Annotated in this window: 18 protein-coding genes and 6 tRNA genes; 14 read left to right on the forward strand and 10 right to left on the reverse strand. The window is 70.1% G+C overall.

The window, feature by feature from the left end:
• Nucleotides 1-52: 52 nt before the first annotated feature.
• From EIZ45_RS02325 to EIZ45_RS02345, 5 genes are all read left to right on the forward strand, one after another.
• Nucleotides 53-859 (forward strand): DUF3097 domain-containing protein, encoded by an 807-nt coding sequence (locus EIZ45_RS02325; RefSeq protein ID WP_134661473.1) that lies wholly within the window; start codon nucleotides 53-55, stop codon nucleotides 857-859.
• Between the two features lie 92 nt (nucleotides 860-951).
• On the forward strand, nucleotides 952-1,386 hold the full coding sequence (locus EIZ45_RS02330) for an NfeD family protein (RefSeq protein ID WP_037805993.1): 435 nt from the start codon (nucleotides 952-954) through the stop codon (nucleotides 1,384-1,386).
• A 116-nt stretch (nucleotides 1,387-1,502) separates the two neighbouring features.
• A complete protein-coding gene (locus tag EIZ45_RS02335; protein WP_370318107.1) occupies nucleotides 1,503-2,849 on the forward strand; it encodes an SPFH domain-containing protein in 1,347 nt (448 codons plus the stop codon).
• Between the two features lie 169 nt (nucleotides 2,850-3,018).
• Nucleotides 3,019-3,255, forward strand: a complete 237-nt coding sequence (locus tag EIZ45_RS02340) for a VOC family protein (protein ID WP_134661472.1) — start codon at nucleotides 3,019-3,021, stop codon at nucleotides 3,253-3,255.
• Entirely contained in the window at nucleotides 3,252-3,824 is a 573-nt protein-coding gene (locus EIZ45_RS02345) for a dihydrofolate reductase family protein (protein ID WP_134661471.1), read from the forward strand. Before EIZ45_RS02340 ends, EIZ45_RS02345 begins: the two co-directional genes overlap by 4 nt.
• A 22-nt stretch (nucleotides 3,825-3,846) precedes the next feature.
• Here the strand turns inward: EIZ45_RS02345 and EIZ45_RS02350 are convergent, their stop codons facing one another.
• Complete coding sequence (locus EIZ45_RS02350; RefSeq protein WP_134661470.1) at nucleotides 3,847-5,190, reverse strand: MFS transporter; 1,344 nt, start codon at nucleotides 5,188-5,190, stop codon at nucleotides 3,847-3,849.
• Between the two features lie 166 nt (nucleotides 5,191-5,356).
• Between EIZ45_RS02350 and EIZ45_RS02355 the strand changes: the two genes are divergently transcribed.
• Nucleotides 5,357-5,926 (forward strand): TetR/AcrR family transcriptional regulator, encoded by a 570-nt coding sequence (locus EIZ45_RS02355; protein ID WP_037806002.1) that lies wholly within the window; start codon nucleotides 5,357-5,359, stop codon nucleotides 5,924-5,926.
• A gap of 1 nt (nucleotide 5,927) precedes the next feature.
• Here EIZ45_RS02355 and EIZ45_RS02360 read toward each other — a convergent pair whose 3' ends face one another.
• Nucleotides 5,928-6,995, reverse strand: a complete 1,068-nt coding sequence (locus tag EIZ45_RS02360) for a DUF5937 family protein (RefSeq protein WP_134661469.1) — start codon at nucleotides 6,993-6,995, stop codon at nucleotides 5,928-5,930.
• Between the two features lie 101 nt (nucleotides 6,996-7,096).
• On the opposite strand from EIZ45_RS02360, the gene EIZ45_RS02365 reads away from it, so the two are divergent.
• A complete protein-coding gene (locus EIZ45_RS02365) occupies nucleotides 7,097-8,287 on the forward strand; it encodes an MFS transporter (RefSeq protein ID WP_134661468.1) in 1,191 nt (396 codons plus the stop codon).
• 4 nt (nucleotides 8,288-8,291) lie between these two features.
• Nucleotides 8,292-9,062 (forward strand): SGNH/GDSL hydrolase family protein, encoded by a 771-nt coding sequence (locus tag EIZ45_RS02370; protein WP_134661467.1) that lies wholly within the window; start codon nucleotides 8,292-8,294, stop codon nucleotides 9,060-9,062.
• A gap of 175 nt (nucleotides 9,063-9,237) precedes the next feature.
• On the opposite strand, the gene EIZ45_RS02375 is transcribed toward EIZ45_RS02370, so the two are convergent.
• The gene (locus tag EIZ45_RS02375; protein ID WP_134661466.1) at nucleotides 9,238-9,765 is read right to left on the reverse strand and encodes a CGNR zinc finger domain-containing protein; all 528 of its coding nucleotides are present in this window, start codon (nucleotides 9,763-9,765) and stop codon (nucleotides 9,238-9,240) included.
• A gap of 506 nt (nucleotides 9,766-10,271) precedes the next feature.
• Here EIZ45_RS02375 and EIZ45_RS45945 point away from each other — a divergent pair.
• The 6 genes from EIZ45_RS45945 (at nucleotide 10,272) to EIZ45_RS02400 (ending at nucleotide 10,916) form a co-directional block, all read left to right on the forward strand.
• Nucleotides 10,272-10,356: transfer RNA gene (locus EIZ45_RS45945), tRNA-Tyr, on the forward strand.
• Nucleotides 10,357-10,382: 26 nt separating this feature from the next.
• Nucleotides 10,383-10,455 (forward strand) — tRNA-Gly (locus EIZ45_RS02380).
• 30 nt (nucleotides 10,456-10,485) lie between these two features.
• Nucleotides 10,486-10,559: transfer RNA gene (locus tag EIZ45_RS02385), tRNA-Arg, on the forward strand.
• Nucleotides 10,560-10,685: 126 nt separating this feature from the next.
• Nucleotides 10,686-10,757 (forward strand) — tRNA-Gln (locus EIZ45_RS02390).
• Nucleotides 10,758-10,761: 4 nt separating this feature from the next.
• Nucleotides 10,762-10,833 (forward strand) — tRNA-Gln (locus EIZ45_RS02395).
• A gap of 9 nt (nucleotides 10,834-10,842) precedes the next feature.
• Nucleotides 10,843-10,916, forward strand: a tRNA-Lys gene (locus EIZ45_RS02400).
• Between the two features lie 203 nt (nucleotides 10,917-11,119).
• Here the strand turns inward: EIZ45_RS02400 and EIZ45_RS02405 are convergent.
• The 7 genes from EIZ45_RS02405 to narH form a co-directional block, all read right to left on the reverse strand.
• Nucleotides 11,120-11,605, reverse strand: coding sequence for a hemerythrin domain-containing protein (locus EIZ45_RS02405; protein WP_134661465.1), 486 nt, complete (start codon nucleotides 11,603-11,605; stop codon nucleotides 11,120-11,122).
• Complete coding sequence (locus tag EIZ45_RS02410; RefSeq protein ID WP_134661464.1) at nucleotides 11,598-12,824, reverse strand: MFS transporter; 1,227 nt, start codon at nucleotides 12,822-12,824, stop codon at nucleotides 11,598-11,600. Before EIZ45_RS02410 ends, EIZ45_RS02405 begins: the two co-directional genes overlap by 8 nt.
• Nucleotides 12,825-12,957: 133 nt before the next feature.
• Nucleotides 12,958-13,725 carry a YwiC-like family protein gene (locus tag EIZ45_RS02415; RefSeq protein ID WP_167756318.1) on the reverse strand — a complete coding sequence of 256 codons (768 nt, stop codon included), beginning with the start codon at nucleotides 13,723-13,725 and terminating at the stop codon, nucleotides 12,958-12,960.
• The gene (locus EIZ45_RS02420) at nucleotides 13,722-14,120 is read right to left on the reverse strand and encodes a CBS domain-containing protein (RefSeq protein WP_037806013.1); all 399 of its coding nucleotides are present in this window, start codon (nucleotides 14,118-14,120) and stop codon (nucleotides 13,722-13,724) included. Before EIZ45_RS02420 ends, EIZ45_RS02415 begins: the two co-directional genes overlap by 4 nt.
• Nucleotides 14,113-14,859: a respiratory nitrate reductase subunit gamma gene (gene narI, locus EIZ45_RS02425; RefSeq protein ID WP_134661462.1), complete on the reverse strand. Its 747-nt coding sequence runs from the start codon at nucleotides 14,857-14,859 to the stop codon at nucleotides 14,113-14,115. Before narI ends, EIZ45_RS02420 begins: the two co-directional genes overlap by 8 nt.
• On the reverse strand, nucleotides 14,856-15,533 hold the full coding sequence (gene narJ / locus EIZ45_RS02430; protein ID WP_134661461.1) for a nitrate reductase molybdenum cofactor assembly chaperone: 678 nt from the start codon (nucleotides 15,531-15,533) through the stop codon (nucleotides 14,856-14,858). Before narJ ends, narI begins: the two co-directional genes overlap by 4 nt.
• The gene (narH, locus tag EIZ45_RS02435; RefSeq protein WP_134661460.1) at nucleotides 15,530-17,155 is read right to left on the reverse strand and encodes a nitrate reductase subunit beta; all 1,626 of its coding nucleotides are present in this window, start codon (nucleotides 17,153-17,155) and stop codon (nucleotides 15,530-15,532) included. The genes narJ and narH overlap by 4 nt, the downstream gene beginning before the upstream one ends.

Here is a 17,155-nt window from a genome sequence, read left to right on the forward strand (position 1 = left end):
CCCCGGCGTGGCGGCGGGACGCCCCGGCGCCGCGCCGATAACGTGCCCGACCGTGCGCTATCACGACGTGCTGTCCGGCCCCCGCAAGCGGAAAGTGCCGGAGGTCCCGGCCGAACCAGGGCTCGTGGTCGAAGACCCGGCCAGCGGGTACTGCGGCGCGGTGGTGAAGATCGAACGCGAGCTCGTCGTCCTCGAGGACGCCAAGGGCCGCCACCGGGTGTTCCCGCTCGCGCCCGCCGCGTTCCTGCTCGAAGGCAAACCGGTCACGCTCGTGCCGGTCAAGAAGACCGCCGCCCCCGCGCGGCAGGTGTCCGCGTCCGGCTCGGTCCGCGTGCAGGGGCTGCAGGCCCGGGTCGCGCGCGATTCCCGGATCTGGGTCGAGGGCAAGCACGACGCCGAACTGGTCGAACGCGTCTGGGGACACGACCTGCGCGTCGAAGGCGTCGTCGTGGAACCGCTCGACGGCGTCGACGTGCTCGCCGACCGGATCGCCGAATTCGGCACCGGACCCGGCCGCAGGCTCGGCGTGCTGGTCGACCACCTCGTCGCGGGCAGCAAGGAATCCCGGCTGGTCGGGCAGATCCGCGACGAGCAGGTGCTGGTCACCGGCCACCCGTACATCGACGTCTGGCAGGCGGTGAAACCCGCGTCGGTCGGCATCCGCGCCTGGCCGGAGATCCCGCGCGGCGTCGAGTGGAAGGCCGGCATCTGCGACGCGCTCGGCTGGGGCGAGCCGTACGAGGGATGGCAGCGCGTGCTCGCCGGGGTGCGCAGCTTCCGCGATCTCGAAACGCCGCTGATCGGCGCGGTGGAACGGCTCATCGACTTCGTGACCGAACCGGGTGACGACGCTCCATAGTGTCCGGTATGTCGGAAAAATCCAAGGTCACGCGTCGGTCACGTCGAGTAGTTTGCCCGGTGCGAAACGACGCGATCTGAGAGCATGAGGGCATGGCAGCGGCTCTGATCTGGCTGATCATCGGCATCGTCCTGATGATCGCGGAGGTGATCTCCGGGGACTTCGTGCTGATCATGCTCGGCGTAGGCGCGTTGCTCGGAGCCGGCTCGGAGGCGCTGACCGGCAACATCTACATCGACGTCGCCGTCTTCGCGGTCAGCTCGGTCGGGCTGCTCGCGCTCGCCCGCCCGGCGCTCAAACGCCGCTTCCTGGCCGGGTCGGCCATCCCCACCGGCATCGACGCGCTGGTCGGAGCCCGGGCCGTCGTGGTGTCCACTGTGGACTACGATGCCGGCCAGGTGAAAATCGGCGGCGAGGTGTGGTCGGCGCGCGCCGTGCACGAATCGCAGCCGCCGATCGCTCCGGGCACCAGCGTCACGGTCGTCGAGATCTCCGGCGCCACGGCCGTGGTGGACATCGTCTCGTGAGGTTCCGTCCGAGGAAAAACGGTACTAGGTAAGGGGAAACGCTCTTGTCGACAATAGCGATCGTCGTGGTCGCACTGCTGGCTCTGTTCGTCATCATCACGGTGGTCAAGGCGATCATGGTGGTGCCACAGGCCCAGTCGGCGGTGATCGAGCGGCTCGGCCGGTTCCGCACGGTCGCTTCGCCCGGCCTGACCTTCCTCGTCCCGTTCCTGGACAAGGTGCGCGCGCGGATCGACCTGCGCGAGCAGGTCGTGTCGTTCCCGCCGCAGCCGGTGATCACCGAGGACAACCTGACGGTGAACATCGACACCGTCGTGTACTTCCAGGTCACCGACTCGCGCGCGGCCGTCTACGAGATCTCGAACTACATCATCGGCGTCGAGCAGCTCACCACCACCACGCTCCGCAACGTGGTCGGCGGCATGAGCCTGGAAGAGACGCTGACCTCCCGCGACTCGATCAACACCCAGCTGCGCGGCGTGCTCGACGAGGCCACCGGCCGCTGGGGCATCCGCGTCGCCCGCGTCGAGCTGAAGGCGATCGAGCCGCCCGCCTCCATCCAGGACTCGATGGAGAAGCAGATGCGCGCCGACCGGGAGAAGCGCGCGATGATCCTCACCGCCGAAGGCCAGCGGGAATCGTCGATCAAGACGGCCGAAGGCCAGAAGCAGAGCCAGATCCTCGCTGCGGAAGGCCAGAAGCAGGCCGCGATCCTCGCCGCCGAGGCGGAACGGCAGTCGCGGATCCTGCGCGCGCAGGGTGAACGAGCCGCCCGCTACCTCCAGGCACAGGGCCAGGCGAAGGCGATCGAGAAGGTGTTCGCCGCGATCAAGGCGGGCCGCCCGACGCCGGAAGTCCTTGCCTACCAGTACCTGCAGACCCTGCCGCAGATGGCGCAGGGCGACGCGAACAAGGTCTGGATGATCCCGAGCGACTACGGCAAGGCTCTCGAAGGCTTCGCCCGCGCGCTCGGCGCCCCGGGCGACGACGGCGTGTTCCGGTACGAACCGCCCAAGGACGACACGCCCGCCAAGCCGGACCTCGACGACGACGAGGTCGCCGGCTGGTTCGACACCACCAGCGACCCGAAGGTCGCCGAGGCGGTCGCCGCCGCGGAAGCGGTGGCGCGCAAGGAAGTAGAGGGACCGCTGGGCGCGTCCTCGGGCGAGTCGCGCCGGGCGATCGGCGGGGCGCCGGCGAAGCGGGAGGCCCCCGAGCCGGTGCAGGAGGAAGAGCCGCCCGCACCGCCGGAGCGTCCGCAGCCGAGTGCGCCGCCGCCTGCTCAGCAGCAGCAGTCGCTGCCGCAGCCGCAGCCCCCGGCCGGGCCGCCGCAGGGCGGGCCGTACCAGGGCCCGCCGCCGCAGCAGTTCGGCGGACCGCAGGGCCCCGGACCGGGCAGCGGACCGTTCCCGCAGCAAGGCCCGTTCGGCGGACCGCAGGGCGGACCGCCGCCGCAGCGCTGATCACGTCACGCGAAGGGGCTGCCACTCCGATTTTCGGGGTGGCAGCCCCTTTTTTCTGTGCCTGCCGCCGAAAAAGAGTCTCGCCCCCGGTTGTCGAATCCGGCACCGCGCGTTCGACGCACTGGTGAAAGCGGCTCACCACAAGGCCAGGCGCGACGGAGGCACCGTAATGCGGACATTGCACCTCGGACTGCGGGTGACCGACCTCGATCGGTCGCTGGCGTTCTACCCGGCGATCGGCTACGAGACGGGCACCGGCGTGAGCCACCTGGTCGTGCAGGTCGAGTCGATGGCAGACACGCTCGCCGCGCTGGCCGCCCGCCGGATCGAACCCGTCCAGTGGCCCCCTGGCCATACCGACGGCATGACCGCCGTCGACTTCCTCGAAAAGGAGATCGGGAAATGAGCAGAACCCCAGTGCGGCTGTACATGTCCGTGTCCGTCGACGGATACATCGCCGGTCCGGACGACCGGCCCGGCCAGGAGCTCGGCCGCGACGGATTCCGGTTGTTCGATTGGCTCGACGACCGGGCGGAGGAGGGGATCAACGGGCAGGTGTACGCCGAGGCATCCGCGACCGGCGCGGTGATCTCCGGACGCCGCACGTTCGAGCTGGCCAACCGGTGGCACGGCGACCACCACGACGGCGTCCCGATCCACGTGCTCACCCACCACGTCGACCCGGGCGACGTGCCGCCGGGCAGCGCGAAGTTCTACACCGACGTCAATGCGTGCGCCGACGAAGCCCGCGCCAAAGCGGGGAAGCGGCCCGTGCTGGTCCACGGCGCGGGCGCGGCACAGGCACTGCTGGCCGCGGACCAGCTCGACGAGATCGAACTGCACCTGATTCCGGTGCTGCTGGGCGCGGGACGGCGGCTGTTCGAACCGACCGGACTCGGCCGCGTCGAACTCGAGCCCGTGCGGCGGCTCGAAGGCCGCGGCGTCACCCACCTCCGTTACCGCGTAGTCCGGTGACGTCCGGACTACGCGGCTCTGGTCAGCGCGCGTACACGCCGACGTCGTCGATGTTGGCCTTCGAGCGATCAGGCAGCGCGATCACGCACGCCACGGTCACCACGACCGACGCGACGATGTAAATCGAGATCGAGTACGGCGTGCCGGTGGTGTGCAGCAGCCAGGCCGCCAGCAACGGCGCGGGACCGCCCGCGAACACTGACGCCAGCTGATATCCCAGCCCCGCCCCGCCGTAGCGCAGATGCGTCGGGAAACTCTCGCCGATCAGCGCCGCCTGCGGGCCGTACTGCATCGAGTGCGCGACCAGGGACACGATGATGGCGAGGAAGATCATCCCGTGCCCGCTGTGGGTCAGGACCGTGAAGTACGGGAACGCGATCACTCCGGTCAGCACCGCGCCGGTCAGGTACACCTGTTTGCGGCCGATCCGGTCGGAGAACTGGGAAAACAGCGGGATCAGCACCAATTCCGCCGCGGCCCCGACCAGGACCGCGTTGAGCACGAACGTTTTGCTGAATTCCGGGCGCTGCACGACATAGACCAGGACATAGCTGGTGAACAGGTAGAACGGCATCTGCTCGCTGAAGCGCAACCCGGCCGACAGCAGGATTTCCCGCCAGTGGTGCCGGACCACGTCCTTCACCGGGGCTTTCGACGTGCGCTTGGCCGCGACCGCCGCGGCGAACATCGGCGTTTCCAGAATCCGCAGCCGGATGACCAGGCCGATCGCCACCAGCACCAGGCTCAGCAGGAACGGGATCCGCCAGCCCCACGAGGAAAAGGCTTCCGGCGACAGCGTCGCCGACAACAGGGTCATCCCGCCGGTGCCGAGCACAAGCCCGACCGGGACGCCGACTTGCGCGAAACTCGCCAGCAGGCCGCGTCGTCGCTGGTCGCCCCATTCCATGGCCAGCAGCACCGAACCGCTCCACTCGCCGCCGATCGCGATGCCCTGCACCAGGCGCAGCAGGACGAGGATCAACGGGGCGGCGATGCCGATGGTCGCCGCGCCGGGAAGCAGGCCGACCACGGCCGAGGACAGGCCCATCAGCAGGAGCGTCACGATGAGCGTCGCCTTGCGGCCGAGCCGGTCGCCCCAATGGCCGAAGATCGCCGCGCCGACCGGGCGGGCCGCGAAACCGACCGCGTAGGTCGCGAACGACTGCATCACCCCGGCGTAGGCCGACGACGCGGGGAAGAACAGATGGGGAAAGACCAACGCGGCGGCGGTGTTGTAGAGGAAGAAGTCGTACCACTCGATGGTGGTTCCGATCGACCCGGCCAGGGCCGCCCGGCGTACCTGCACCCGCCGGTCGCCGGTCGACGCTTGGACTGACTGGGTGACCTCGTTGTCGCCTAGAGTCATGGTCGTGCACCTCTCGTGACGGTCGTCACACTACAGTGTGAACGACCGGCAGAGGTTTGACGATTCCTGACGCCTGCTCCGGACGGGTTGTTTCCGCCGCTGCGGCACGCCCGACGGACCAGTATCGGGCGCCGCGCGGCCAGCACGCGCGACTACCATCACAGCCGTGACGGAGGACAAACCGCTGCGCGCCGACGCGCGGCGAAACCGCGCCAAGGTGCTCGAAGCCGCCGAGACGGTCTTCGCGGCCAAGGGCACCGGTGCGCCGACCGAAGAGGTCGCGCGCGAGGCCGGCGTCGGCATCGGCACGGTGTTCCGGCACTTCCCCACGAAAGAAGCGCTCCTGGAAGCCGTGCTCTACGCGCGGCTGCACCGGTTCGTCGACGAGGCCGACGCGGTCGTCGCGCAGAACGCCGAGGACGCCGGAGCCGCGTTTTTCACCTTCCTCACCAGCTGGATCGAGATGTCCAGCGCCAAAAACGCCTACTTCGAAGCGCTCAGCTCGGCCGGCGTGTGCGTCCCCAGCACGGGTTCGGTGATCGGGGAGCGGCTGCGCGAATCCCTCGGCGTGCTCCTGCGCCGCGCCCAGGACAGCGGCGCGGTGCGGCGCGACGTCACCACCACCGAACTGATCCCGGTGATCATCGGCACCGCGAAGGCCGCCGAGCACGTCGGGTCCGACCGCGCGCTGCGGGACCGCACGATCGCAATCCTCTTCGACGGCCTCCGCACCTGAGTCAGCGCAGCACGGCGGCCAGCAGATCGGTCCCGAGCGAGGACAGTTGCGGCAAGTCGAGCGAATAGCGCACGTACCGGCCTTGTCTCTTCGCGGTGAGCAGGCCCGCCCGGCGCAGGACCGCGAGATGCCGGGACACCTCCGGCGCGGAGAGATCCCAGCTATGCGCCAGTTCGCTGGTCGTGTGCGGGCTGCGCGCGAGTGTCCGGACCAGCCGCAGCCGCACCGGATGCGCAAGCGCGTCGAGTCGCAGTTCAACCGTTTCCAGCGGCACCAGCGCGGCGTCGGCGACCGGATACTGCACCACCGGCCGCCAGCCCGCCGCGTGCACCACGACCAGGTGCGGACTGCCGAACACGCTGGGGATGAAGGTGACGCTTTCCCGGGCGGCGGTCGCCTTGTCCTGCAGCTTGTCCACGACGATGCGGCAGCCGTCTTCCGACAAGGCGACCGCACTGGACACCGCATCGAGCGCCGCACGGATTCCCTTGTGTCGCAACAGATCCTGTTTGCGCCGAAGGTCGGCGGAGAGCTGTGGTTCCAGCCCGGCCCAAGCACTGTCGAAGAACGCTTCGGCGCATTGCTCGAGGGTGTCGCGGATCCGGGCGCGCGTGGCCGCGGGATCGGTCAGCAGGCTTTCGGCGAACGCTTCCTGGCGAGGGCCGCGCGCTTGGGCGAGGTCGAGGGCGCGTTCGCGCGATGCCGGGTCGGTGAGCGGAGAACGGGTCGCGATCCGGGTGCTGCCGCAGGTCGAGACGAGCGCCGCGGTCGCATAGGTTTCGTCGTCGATCGCGTCGACGTCAGCCAATTCCTCGGCGAGAGCAGGGCGCGGACGTCCGGGCAACAGGAAGTCGGCTTGCGAGGACCGCCACAGGGAATCCGCCTCTCGCACGCGTTCGGCCAGTTCAGGCCGCAGCCCGGCCCAGACTTCGCCCGCCCACGCGGCGAACCGCGGATGATGGCCCGGTTCGGCGAGCACGTGCAGCATCGCGGTCAGCTCCGCGAGCGGCGACGCGGCGAACCGCACCTGCTCGGCCGGCAGTCCGGCGATGTCGATCCTCAACGGCACCGCACCAGCATCGCCGATCGAGCGGTCCGGGACTTCGCCGGTTGACGGAAACTGCGAATCGGCGTGCTCCGCCCCAGGCCCGCGCGGCACTGTCGAGCGCCATGACCACCAAGATCCGGCCGAGCGCGCTGATCCGCGTGTCCGGCGGCCCGCGCTACGCGGCCGCGATGGCCGTCGACGCGCTCGGCACCGGCCTGTTGCGCCCGTTTCTCCTGATCTACGGCGTGACCGTGCTGGGCTTGTCCGCGCCCGCGACCGGCGCGGCCATGACCGCAGGCGTGCTCGTCGGCCTCGGCTGCATGCCGTTCGTGGGGCGATGGCTCGATCGAGGTGCGCGCACCACCGTGGTGGCCGCTTCGATGCTGGTGCGCGCACTCGGCGTCGCGATGCTGCTGGCCGCGCCGACGGGGGAGATGTGGCCGTTCGTCGGCGCGGCGATCCTGCTCTCCGCAGGCAACCAGGCTTGGCCAGCAGCGCACGCCGCGCTCGTCGCGACGCTCGCCGCCAACCGGGAACGCGACGCCGCCCTCGCCGCTGGCCGTTCCCTCCGCAATGCAGCGCTCGGCATCGGCGCGTTACTCGCGACCGCGTGCCTGGCAGGCGGCTCGGATGCGTTGCGCACCATGGCGATCGGCACCGGAATCGCGTACCTGGTCGCCGCGGGCTTGGCTTGGTCAGTGCGGCTGCGCGCCCCGGCTATGCCGGCGGAGCCGACCCTCGAGCGCGCGCCGCGGATGGGTGCGCTGCTGGGCGCGAACGTCGTCTACGCGTTCTGCCTCAACGTCCCGGAGATCGCGTTGCCGCTGGTGCTGACCGCGTACCTGCACGCGTCCCCCGTGTGGTCGGCGGCGATCTTCGTGGCCAACACAGTGCTCGTGGTCGCCCTGCAAGTGCCGGTCACCGTCCTGCTCTCGCGGATCTCCCGGCGAACCGCACTAGCGACCGGCGGAATCGTGCTGACGGTGTCCTACCTCGGTTTCCTCGCCGCGACCCTGCTCGGATCCGGCTGGGCGGCACCGGCGATCGCCGCGGTCTCGGTGGTCTGCACCATCGGCGAGATCATCTACGCAGGCAGCGCCACCGCCTTCGTCCTGGCCCTCGCACCTGCACGCCTGCTCGGGCAGGCGGCCGCCCGCTTCGAACTGTCGACCGGCATCGGACTCGCGGTCTCCCCGGCAGTGCTCACCGCACTCGCTCCGCTCGGGCCTGGCGCGCTCTGGGGCGGTCTCGCGGGAGCTACGCTGCTGTCCGCGGGCGCCGTGACCAGGGCGGGGGAGCCGGGCCTAAACTGAGGCAATGACCAACCGCTTAGTCTGTATTGGCGACTCGTTCACCGAAGGCGTCGGGGACGACGATCCGTCCGCGCGCAACGGGGTGCGCGGCTGGGCCGACCGGGTCGCCGAGGTGCTGGCCGCCGGTGAGCCGGGATTCCAGTACGCCAATCTGGCGGTGCGCGGGAAGCTCCTGCCGCAGGTGCTGAACGAGCAGATCGAACCGGCACTGGCGATGAAGCCGGACCTCGTCACCGTCTACGCGGGCGGCAACGACCTGATGCGGCCGCGCGTCGACATCGACAGCCTCGCCGACTCCTACGAACGCGCCGTGGCCCGCTTCCGCGCGGCCGGCGCGCAGGTGCTGCTGTTCACCGGCGTCGACGGCGTCGAGGACGCGCTGTTCCGCCAGATCCGCGGGCGGGTCGCGATCTACAACGAACACGTCCGCGGCATCGCGGCGCGGCACGAGACGCTGCTCGTGGACATGTGGTCGATGCGCCAACTGCGCGACCGTCGCATGTGGTCCCCCGACCGGCTGCACCTGAATGCGGCCGGGCACACCGAAATTGCCATCGCCGTCCTCGACGCGCTGGGCGTGCAGCACAGCCTCACGCACGCCGCGCTGGGACCGCGCCCGCGCCTGTCCACCCGGGAACAGCGCGCGGCAAACCTTCGCTGGGGCAGGGAACACGCCCTGCCGTGGATCGGCCGACGCCTGCGCGGCGAGTCTTCCGGCGACACGATCGCGCCGAAGTACCCGGAACTGCAGTCGTTCGAGGCGATTGCTGACTGACTGGTGGTCTAGCCCGCAAGTTGCCGCACGCGATCGTCGGCCACGTCTGCCCGCATGCCGCCGCGCGCGGTTGTTCGACGGGGCTGACCGGTCGTCTAGTCCGCGGGCGGTGGTCTGCCACGTCGGCTCGCGTGCCGCAGCGAGCAGTCGGCGCGGCTGCCGCCTCATATGTGGTCTAGCCCGCGAGCTGCCGCGCGCGATGGTCGGCGACGTTGACTCGGGTGCCGCAGCGAGTGGAGCAGAACCGTCGACGTCCGTTGCGCGACGTGTCCACGAACGCGACGCCGCACCCCTCACGCGCGCATACGCCGAGACGGTGCGGCTCCTCGCACACCAGATGCGCGAGCCCGCCCGCCGTGTAGGCGTAAAACCGCTCGACCACCCCCGCGCCCTCGCTGGAGTAGTGCAGATGCGGCGCTTTCCCGTCGTGACTGGCGATATTCGGCCGACACGCGGCGACGGCGAGCAGCTCATTGAGCAGATCGATCCGCTCGCCGGTCGTCTCCGCGACGAACACCTGATGCAGCCGCCGCCCCCACGCGAGAATCCGCCCCGCCTCGTCCGCGGTGATGCGCGGCAGCACCATGTCGCGAGCCTGCCCCGCGGCCCGCACCTCGGCGGCCGTGACGTCGTCGCGCTGGGCAAGGGTCGCCAGGTCGGCAGCTACCTGCGCGCCCGCGCCACCGTAAGGGTTGAAGTGCACTCGCCCATTACAGCACAACCCTTCTTCTTCGGAAAGACCGCCTGGAAACTGTTCTGCGGAAAATAAGATTGACGCATGCCTTCGCGGTAGGTGAAGATGATTCCACCACAGCGGATGAGGGAGCGGACATGACGAACATGCGGACGCGGGAGATGCGAGGCCAGTATCCGGCCGCCGTCCGCGCTGTCCAGCGTGCGCCGCTCCACCAGCGCCAAATCGGCCGAAAAGGCGGAATCCTGGGCGGTATCCGCTCCCTGACCTGACGCAGCAGTCGTTGCGCGCACAGGGAGCCGCCCATCGGGAAACCGATCCGGGCGGCTTCTCTCGTCAGGGCGGCTTCGCACAATCAATTCCCATTTTTTCGCAACTGCTGCTGCCCATTTCCGGGCGGCGGTTCTTTGACAACTGCACAGCGAAGCAAGACATTTCCGAGACCCGTCCCCGTCGCCTCACCCGCGGCCAGGACGAGCGCCGGGTCCGGCAGCCAACCGCCGCCGGACCCGCACGGTGAAGACGGGGCGGTGGCAGCCCCACCCGGCTGTAACCCGGGCGCCCTTTGCGGCATTGAGGGTTCGACTCCCTCCTTCACCACCGCGCCCGAGCCCAGGGCGCTTCCTGCGGTCGTGGTGAACTCAGCGGACACGTCGGTCTTCCAAACCGAAGCAGAGGGTTCGATGCCCTCCGGCCGCTCGCGGTCCGCTGCCTTGGCACCGGACGCACACCCCTGTAGCTCAGTCGGACAGAGCGCCGCACTACGAATGCGGAGGCCCCAGGTTCAAGTCCTGGCAGGGGTACGGGCCCGGCGCCGAGGGGGCGCCGGGGCTTTCCGCCGGGTGCGAGGGGCAGTGGCGACCCCGCCTGGTTCGGGACCAGGAGACACCGCGTTCGACCCGCGGGCATCCCACTTCGCCATCGCTCGTTCCCGGTTGGTGTAGCAGGCAGCACCGCGGATTTTGGATCCGCTGGCCCAGGTTCGACTCCTGGACCGGGAGCCGATGCCCGTTCGTCCAACTGGCAGGACGCCGCGCTCTGGACGCGGAAACCGAGGTTCGAACCCTCGACGGGCAGCCCCAGCTCGGGCCGTTAGCTCAATCGTGCAGAGCAGCCGGCTTTTACCCGGCGGGTTCAGGGTTCGAATCCCTGGCGGCCCACTCTCGAACCCCAGGTCACCGGGCTCGGTGACCTGGGGTTTTGTGCTGTCCGGGAGCGGGTCTTCCGGTGCGGGACTGTCCATTGTGGTCTGGTGTGAGCCCGAGAGGCGCGGGCGGGGTGCGCAGAGGATGTGCTGGATCACCTTCATGTCCACTCCGGCGGCCAGCATCAGCGTCGCCTCTCCCCGCAGCTATGCCTGCCCCTAGCCTGGACACGCCCTGTACTGCGTCGAGAACCCGGCTTCGATGTTTCGGCGTACCGCGTCGACGGCCTCCCACTGGGCCGGGTCGAGCCGGCTGAGCGCGGCGGGGAAGACGCCGTCCTGCTCGGCGAGGATGTGTTCGCGCAGCAGGTGCAGCGTGGCCATCAGCCGCGCGGGCCACGCCGGGTCGGCAGGTGTCCCGTCGGCGGCCTCGCCGAGCACGTGCTCGATCTGCCGGTGCTGATCAGCCAGCGCCGCGAGGTGGTCCGGGAACTCGTCGTGCAGCGCTGGGAAAAGGCCTTGCTCTTCGACTGTCGTGTGTGGACCGAGGACTTCGGCGATCCGGCGGGCGAGGTTTGCCATCGCTGCGACGTCGTTCGCGCCGTGCGCGGTGCGGGTGCGGCTGATCAACGCGACCGCCTCGTCGTGCTCCCGGGTCAGTTCTGCGATCGCGGGCACAGCCTGGCAGCCGCAGTACTCACACACCGGCCTTCTCCACACGGAAGTGCTGCTGCAACGACCGCTTCGCCACCGTTGCGGTGAACGCGAGGGCTGCGGCGGCGACCAGCGCGAGTGCGGCAAGGCCGAGCGCATACGAGCCGAGGCCGCCGTAGAGCGCTCCCATCACCAGCGGCGGAATGAAGCCGCCCAGGCCTCCGGCAGCTCCGACGACTCCGGTCACCGAACCGACCTTGTTCGCCGGGACGAGCATGGCGACCATCGCGAACACTGCGCCGCTCCCCGCTCCGAGGGCTGCGGCCATTGCCAGGAATGCCAATGTGCCGAGCGGCATCAGGCCGGGAGTGAACGCCTGTACCGCGGCGCAGGCAGCGACGACGCCGAACACTCCGGCCAGCACGCGCACGGGGCCGAAGCGGTCCGAAAGCCAGCCGCCGATTGGGCGCATCACCACGGCGAAGAGGACGAAACCGGCCATCCGGTTGGCGGCGTCGCTCTGGGCCAGTCCGTAACCGGTCTTGAGGTAGGCCGGGAGGTAGACCGAAAACGCGACGTAGCCGCCGAAAGCGATCGCGTACAGTGCCGAGGCCTGCCAGGTCACCGCGAGCCGGAGGGTCTGGCGCATCCGCTGGGCCAGCGGTTCCGTCGGGACCGTGCGGTCGGGTGCGTCGCGCAGCAGGACGGCAGCGAGGATCGCGTAAGCGACGAGGACGGCCGCGGTGATCAGGAACGGGGTCGCGACGCTTCCGGCCCTGACCAGCGGGACGGTCGTCAGCGCGCTGATCGCGGTGCCGCCCATGCCCGCGCCGAAGATGCCGATCGCGAGTCCGCGCCGCTCGGGCGGGAACCAGGCGTTGACGAACGGGACGCCGATCGCGAACGACGTGCCGCCGAGGCCGAGGAAGAAGCCGCCGATCAGGAGCGCGAGCAGCGACGAACGCCCGGCGAGGCCGAGGAACAGCACCGGCAGCGCGGTCAGGGCCGAGAGCACCGGGAACATGATCCGGCCGCCGTAGCGGTCGGTGAGCGCGCCGACCGGGATCCGGCCGAGCGAGCCGACCACGACCGGGACGGCGACCATCAGGGCCTGTTCGAACGCGGTCAGCTTCAAGGAGTCCTTGAACAGCGGGCCGAGCGGGCTGAGCAGTGCCCAGGCCCAGAAGTTGAGCGCGAACCCGGCGGTCGCGAGGGTCAGCATCAGCGCGGGTCTGCCGGCTCCGGCCGGGCGGTCCTGTGTCGAGGTCATCGACGCCTCATTCGTGTCGTGCGAGCGCCCGCCGGTCGGCGAGGGCCCGTCCAGTTTCCGGCTCCGGCGGGGATCGGCAGCAGAGCCGAATTTCCCCGGGCGGGGGCCGAAGGTCCTCACCGTCCACTCCGGACTAGAAGGTGAGAAATCCCGCAGTGGCAACGGAAACCAGTCCGGCGAGCTCGACCATCCCGATCCGCGACGGCCGCCACGACGGGTCGTGCCACCAGGCGGCGCGAGCGGCGAGCAGCACGAACGCGGCCACCGGCCACCACCAGCCGGCGGCTATCGCGAGCGCGAGCGTCGCGACGACGGCGGCGAGCGAGAAAGCCCGCGCCGCAGCGGTATACGCGGGATTGGCGCGCTCGCGGATCAGCGACTTCACGTGCAGCGTGGAGCCGATGAGCGCGACGGCGGTGAGCGCCGCGGCGGCGAGCACCGGCGCGGCGGTCATGGCTGCCCAGGGCTGGCTCCCGGCGGCCACTCCGGCCACGACCGGAACCAGCAGCGCGCACTCGGCGATCAGGACAAGATCATTGGCCATCGACCGTTCGCGGCGTGCTCGCGCGAACCCGAGATTGACCCCGAACAGCGCCAGATAGCCGAGCAGTACCCAGATCAGCCAGGGACGCGCGCTGAGCACGACCGCGCCCGCTGTTACGCACACCGGAATCCACAGCAGCGCGGCCCGGCGGAACCGGCTGGGCCGTCGTGCGGTGAGCAGCCCGGTCACGGCCCAGCCCGCCGGATGGGCGGACACCCAGGCCACCGCGAACGGGATCAGCCAGGCGGACCAGCCGCCTGCCGCGGCGCCGAGCAGAAGCGGCAGGCCGAGAAATCCCCAGGCTCCGTGCTGCGGCGGAACGACGGGAGCCTTGCGGCGCGTCGTCGGTGCGGTCACCGCAGAGGCTCCGCGGCCCGCGCGGCGACGTCGGCGTCGCTGCAGAATCCGGTGCGGTGGCGTTTGAGGCACAGCAGTCCGAGCAGTGCGCCGTCGTGGTCGACGACGGCGAGTCTCCGCTGCCCGCGACGGAGCAGGAGCTGGCGCGCGTCCTCGGCGGGCAGGTCGGCGGAGACGGTCCGGCCCGTCAGCCGGACGTACCGCAGGGCGGGGCCGGATGCGGTTTCGTCCAGGTCTTCGCGAACGAGCGTGCCCAGGAGCCGGCCGGACTCGGTGAACAGGAGCATGTGGACGTGGTCGTCGGCGAAACAAGCCCTGGCTTCGGCGACGGAAGCCTTGGCGGGCAAGGTTTTCGGCAGCCGGACGACCACATCGGCGACCGTCGGTTCAGGCAAGGGTTTGCCTCTCTCCGGTCGCCCGGTCTCGCACGACGGCCGGAGCCGGTTGCGGTGCGGGCGGCGCGCCGCGACGGGCGCGGTAGACGACGTACGGCCGCCACAGGTAGGCCAGCGGCGCCGACCACACGTGCACCAGCCGCGTGAACGGCCACAGCGCGAGCAAAAGGAATCCGCCGACCGCGTGCAGCTGGTAGACCAGCGGGGCGTCGATCATCAGCTGGCTCTGCGGGGAGAACCAGAAGATGCCGCGGAACCAGACGGCGATGGTCTCGCGGTAGTCGTAGCCGTGTCCGAACAGGTTGACGCCGACCGTGGCCGTCATGCCGAGCGCCACCATCGCGGCGAGCGCGACGTAGAGGACTTTGTCCATTGTGGTCGTGGCGCGGCGCACCCGGCCGTTGACCACGCGGCGCGCGATCAGCAGCACCAGCCCGGCGACCAGCACGAGCCCGGAGAGCGTGCCGCCCCACACCGCGACGGCGTGGTACAGCCCTTCGGGGACACCGATCGCGCTCGTCAGCGACGACGGCACCAGCAGGCCGCCCGCGTGTCCCACGATCACGCCGAACGCGCCGAGGTGAAACAGCGGAGAGGCCCACCGCAGAATGCGGCTCTCCAGCAACTGGCTGGTGTGCGTCGTCCAGCCGAACTGGTCGTGGCGCCACCGCCAGACGTGGCCGAGCACGAACACCGCCAGGCAGGCGTAGGGCAGCACGATCCAGACGAAGGTGGTCACGGGGCACTCTCCAGGGAAGGACACGAGCCAGAGGTGAGTTCGGGGCCGAAGCCGATCGCGTCGACGTCGGCTCCGTAAGCCGCCAGCCCGACCGATTCCACCGGCGGGCCGTCGACGGCTAGTGCGGCGACCGCTGCCCGGTCGTCCGGAGTCAGCGGCGGCAGCGCGGCGACGACGGCGTCGAGGACGTGCCGATACGGCGAACCGGCCTCTTCGAGCGCGCAGCGCAGCAATTCCAGGCCGCGGCGGTGCTGGCGCAGCGGGGCCTCGCCGTCGCCGGGACCCGCGGCGGCGGCGAATTCCAGCACCACCGGCAGCAGGTCGGGCAGTTCGCCCTCGGCCAGGCGCAGGCCGTGCGCGCGGTAGCGCTGTTTCAGCGTGAGCAAAGCGATGCCGCGCTTGCGGGTGTCGCCGTGCAGGTAGTAGGTCAGGTACAGCCCGCTGCGCCGACGCAGGTCGAATGTGCGCACGTAATGGGTCTCGACGGCGAGCGACTCGGTGGTGAGCAGCCAGTCGAGAAACTCCGCCAGCCGGTCGCGGACCTCGGGGTGGGCGAGCGCCTCGACCGTCTCGCGGAGTTCGTCCGCCGCGGAGAACAGCCGGGCGTCGGGATAGGCGAGCAGGACCGAGGCGAGGTCGAACAACCGGGTCCGGTCCGCCGGATCGACCGTCATGCCGTGCCTCCCGCCGGGTCGATGGTCAGCCCGAGCCTGCCGTCGGAGCGACGGCTGAGGAGGCCGCGGCGCCCTGGACGGACTCGCTCGTCTTCGGACACGAGGTGGAATCGCTCGGCGGTGGCTGCCGGTTCGGTCATCCCCGGCCCGCCCGTGCAGTCGAGCGAGCAGTCCGAAGTGGACGCTGCCTGCGCTTCGAGGGCCGCGGCGTCCTTGTCGTAGGCCGCGGGCACGACGTAGCGCTCGTCGTACTTGGCGATGGCCAGGAGCCGGTACATCGCTTCGATCTGCTCGCCCGGCATTCCCACGGCCTCGCACAGTTCCTCGGCAACAGTGCCGTCGAGGGTGCGTGCCCGCATGTAGGAGCGCATTGCGGCGAGCTTCATCAGCACTCCGGCCACCGCCTCGGAGTCGCCTGCGGTGAACAGCTCCGCCAGGTACTCCACCGGGATCCGGAGGTCGCGGATGGTGTGGAAAACGTCGTCGGCGTCGGTGTCGTCGCGTCCGGCGGCCCCGACCGCGTCGAGCACCGGGGACAGCGGCGGCACGTACCAGACCATCGGCAGCGTGCGGTACTCCGGATGCAGCGGCAACGCGATCCGGTACTCGCTGATCAGCCGCCACACCGGCGACGCCTGCGCGGCGAGCACCCATTCCTCCGGCAGGCCCGCTTCATACGCCAGCCGCACCGTTTCGGGGTCGTGCGGATCGAGGAACGCCGCCCGCTGCGCGGCGAGCAGCTCGTGCTCGTCCTCCACCGAGGCCGCGGCCAGTACCGCGTCCTCGTCGTAGAAGACCAGCCCGAGATACCGCAGCCTGCCGACGCAGGTTTCGGAGCAGATGGTCGGCTGGCCCGCTTCGATCCGCGGGAAGCAGAAGGTGCACTTCTCCGCTTTGCCGGTGGCGTGGTTGACGTAGACCTTCTTGTACGGGCACGCGCTCACGCACATCCGCCAGCCGCGGCACCGGTCCTGGTCGACCAGGACGATCCCGTCCTCCTCGCGCTTGTACATCGCGCCCGAGGGACAGGCGGAAACGCACGCCGGGTTCAGGCAGTGCTCGCAGATCCGCGGCAGGTGGAACATGAACGTCTTCTCGAACTCGAACTTCACCCGCGCGGCGGCCTCGGGGTCCATGGCCGCGATGTTCGGGTCGGTTCCGGCCCGTTCGGGCGCGCCGCCGAGACCGTCCTCCCAGTTGGCGCCCCACTCCAGGCGCATGGGCTCGCCGGTGAGCGCCGAACGCGGCTGCTTGACCGGCGTGTCGGCCGACCCGGCCGGCGCGTCGAGGAGGATGTCCTTGTCGAAGGTGGCGGGTTCGTAATAGTCCTCGAGCGACGGCAGGTCCGGGTTGGCGAAGATCCGCGACAGCCGCTTCGCCCGGCCGCCGGAGCGGAGGACCAGCCTGCCCTTGGCGTCGAGCTTCCAGCCGCCTTTCCAGCGTTCCTGGTCCTCGTAGTGCTTCGGGTAGCCGATGCCGGGTTTGGTCTCGACGTTGTTGAACCAGACGTACTCGGTGCCCTCGCGATTGGTCCAGGTCTGCTTGCAGGTGACCGAGCAGGTGTGGCACCCGATGCACTTGTCGAGGTTCATCACCATCGCCACTTGAGCGCGGATGCGCAT

Source organism: Amycolatopsis sp. CFH S0740 (assembly GCF_004522315.1).
Classification (GTDB): Bacteria; Actinomycetota; Actinomycetes; order Mycobacteriales; family Pseudonocardiaceae; genus Amycolatopsis; species Amycolatopsis nivea.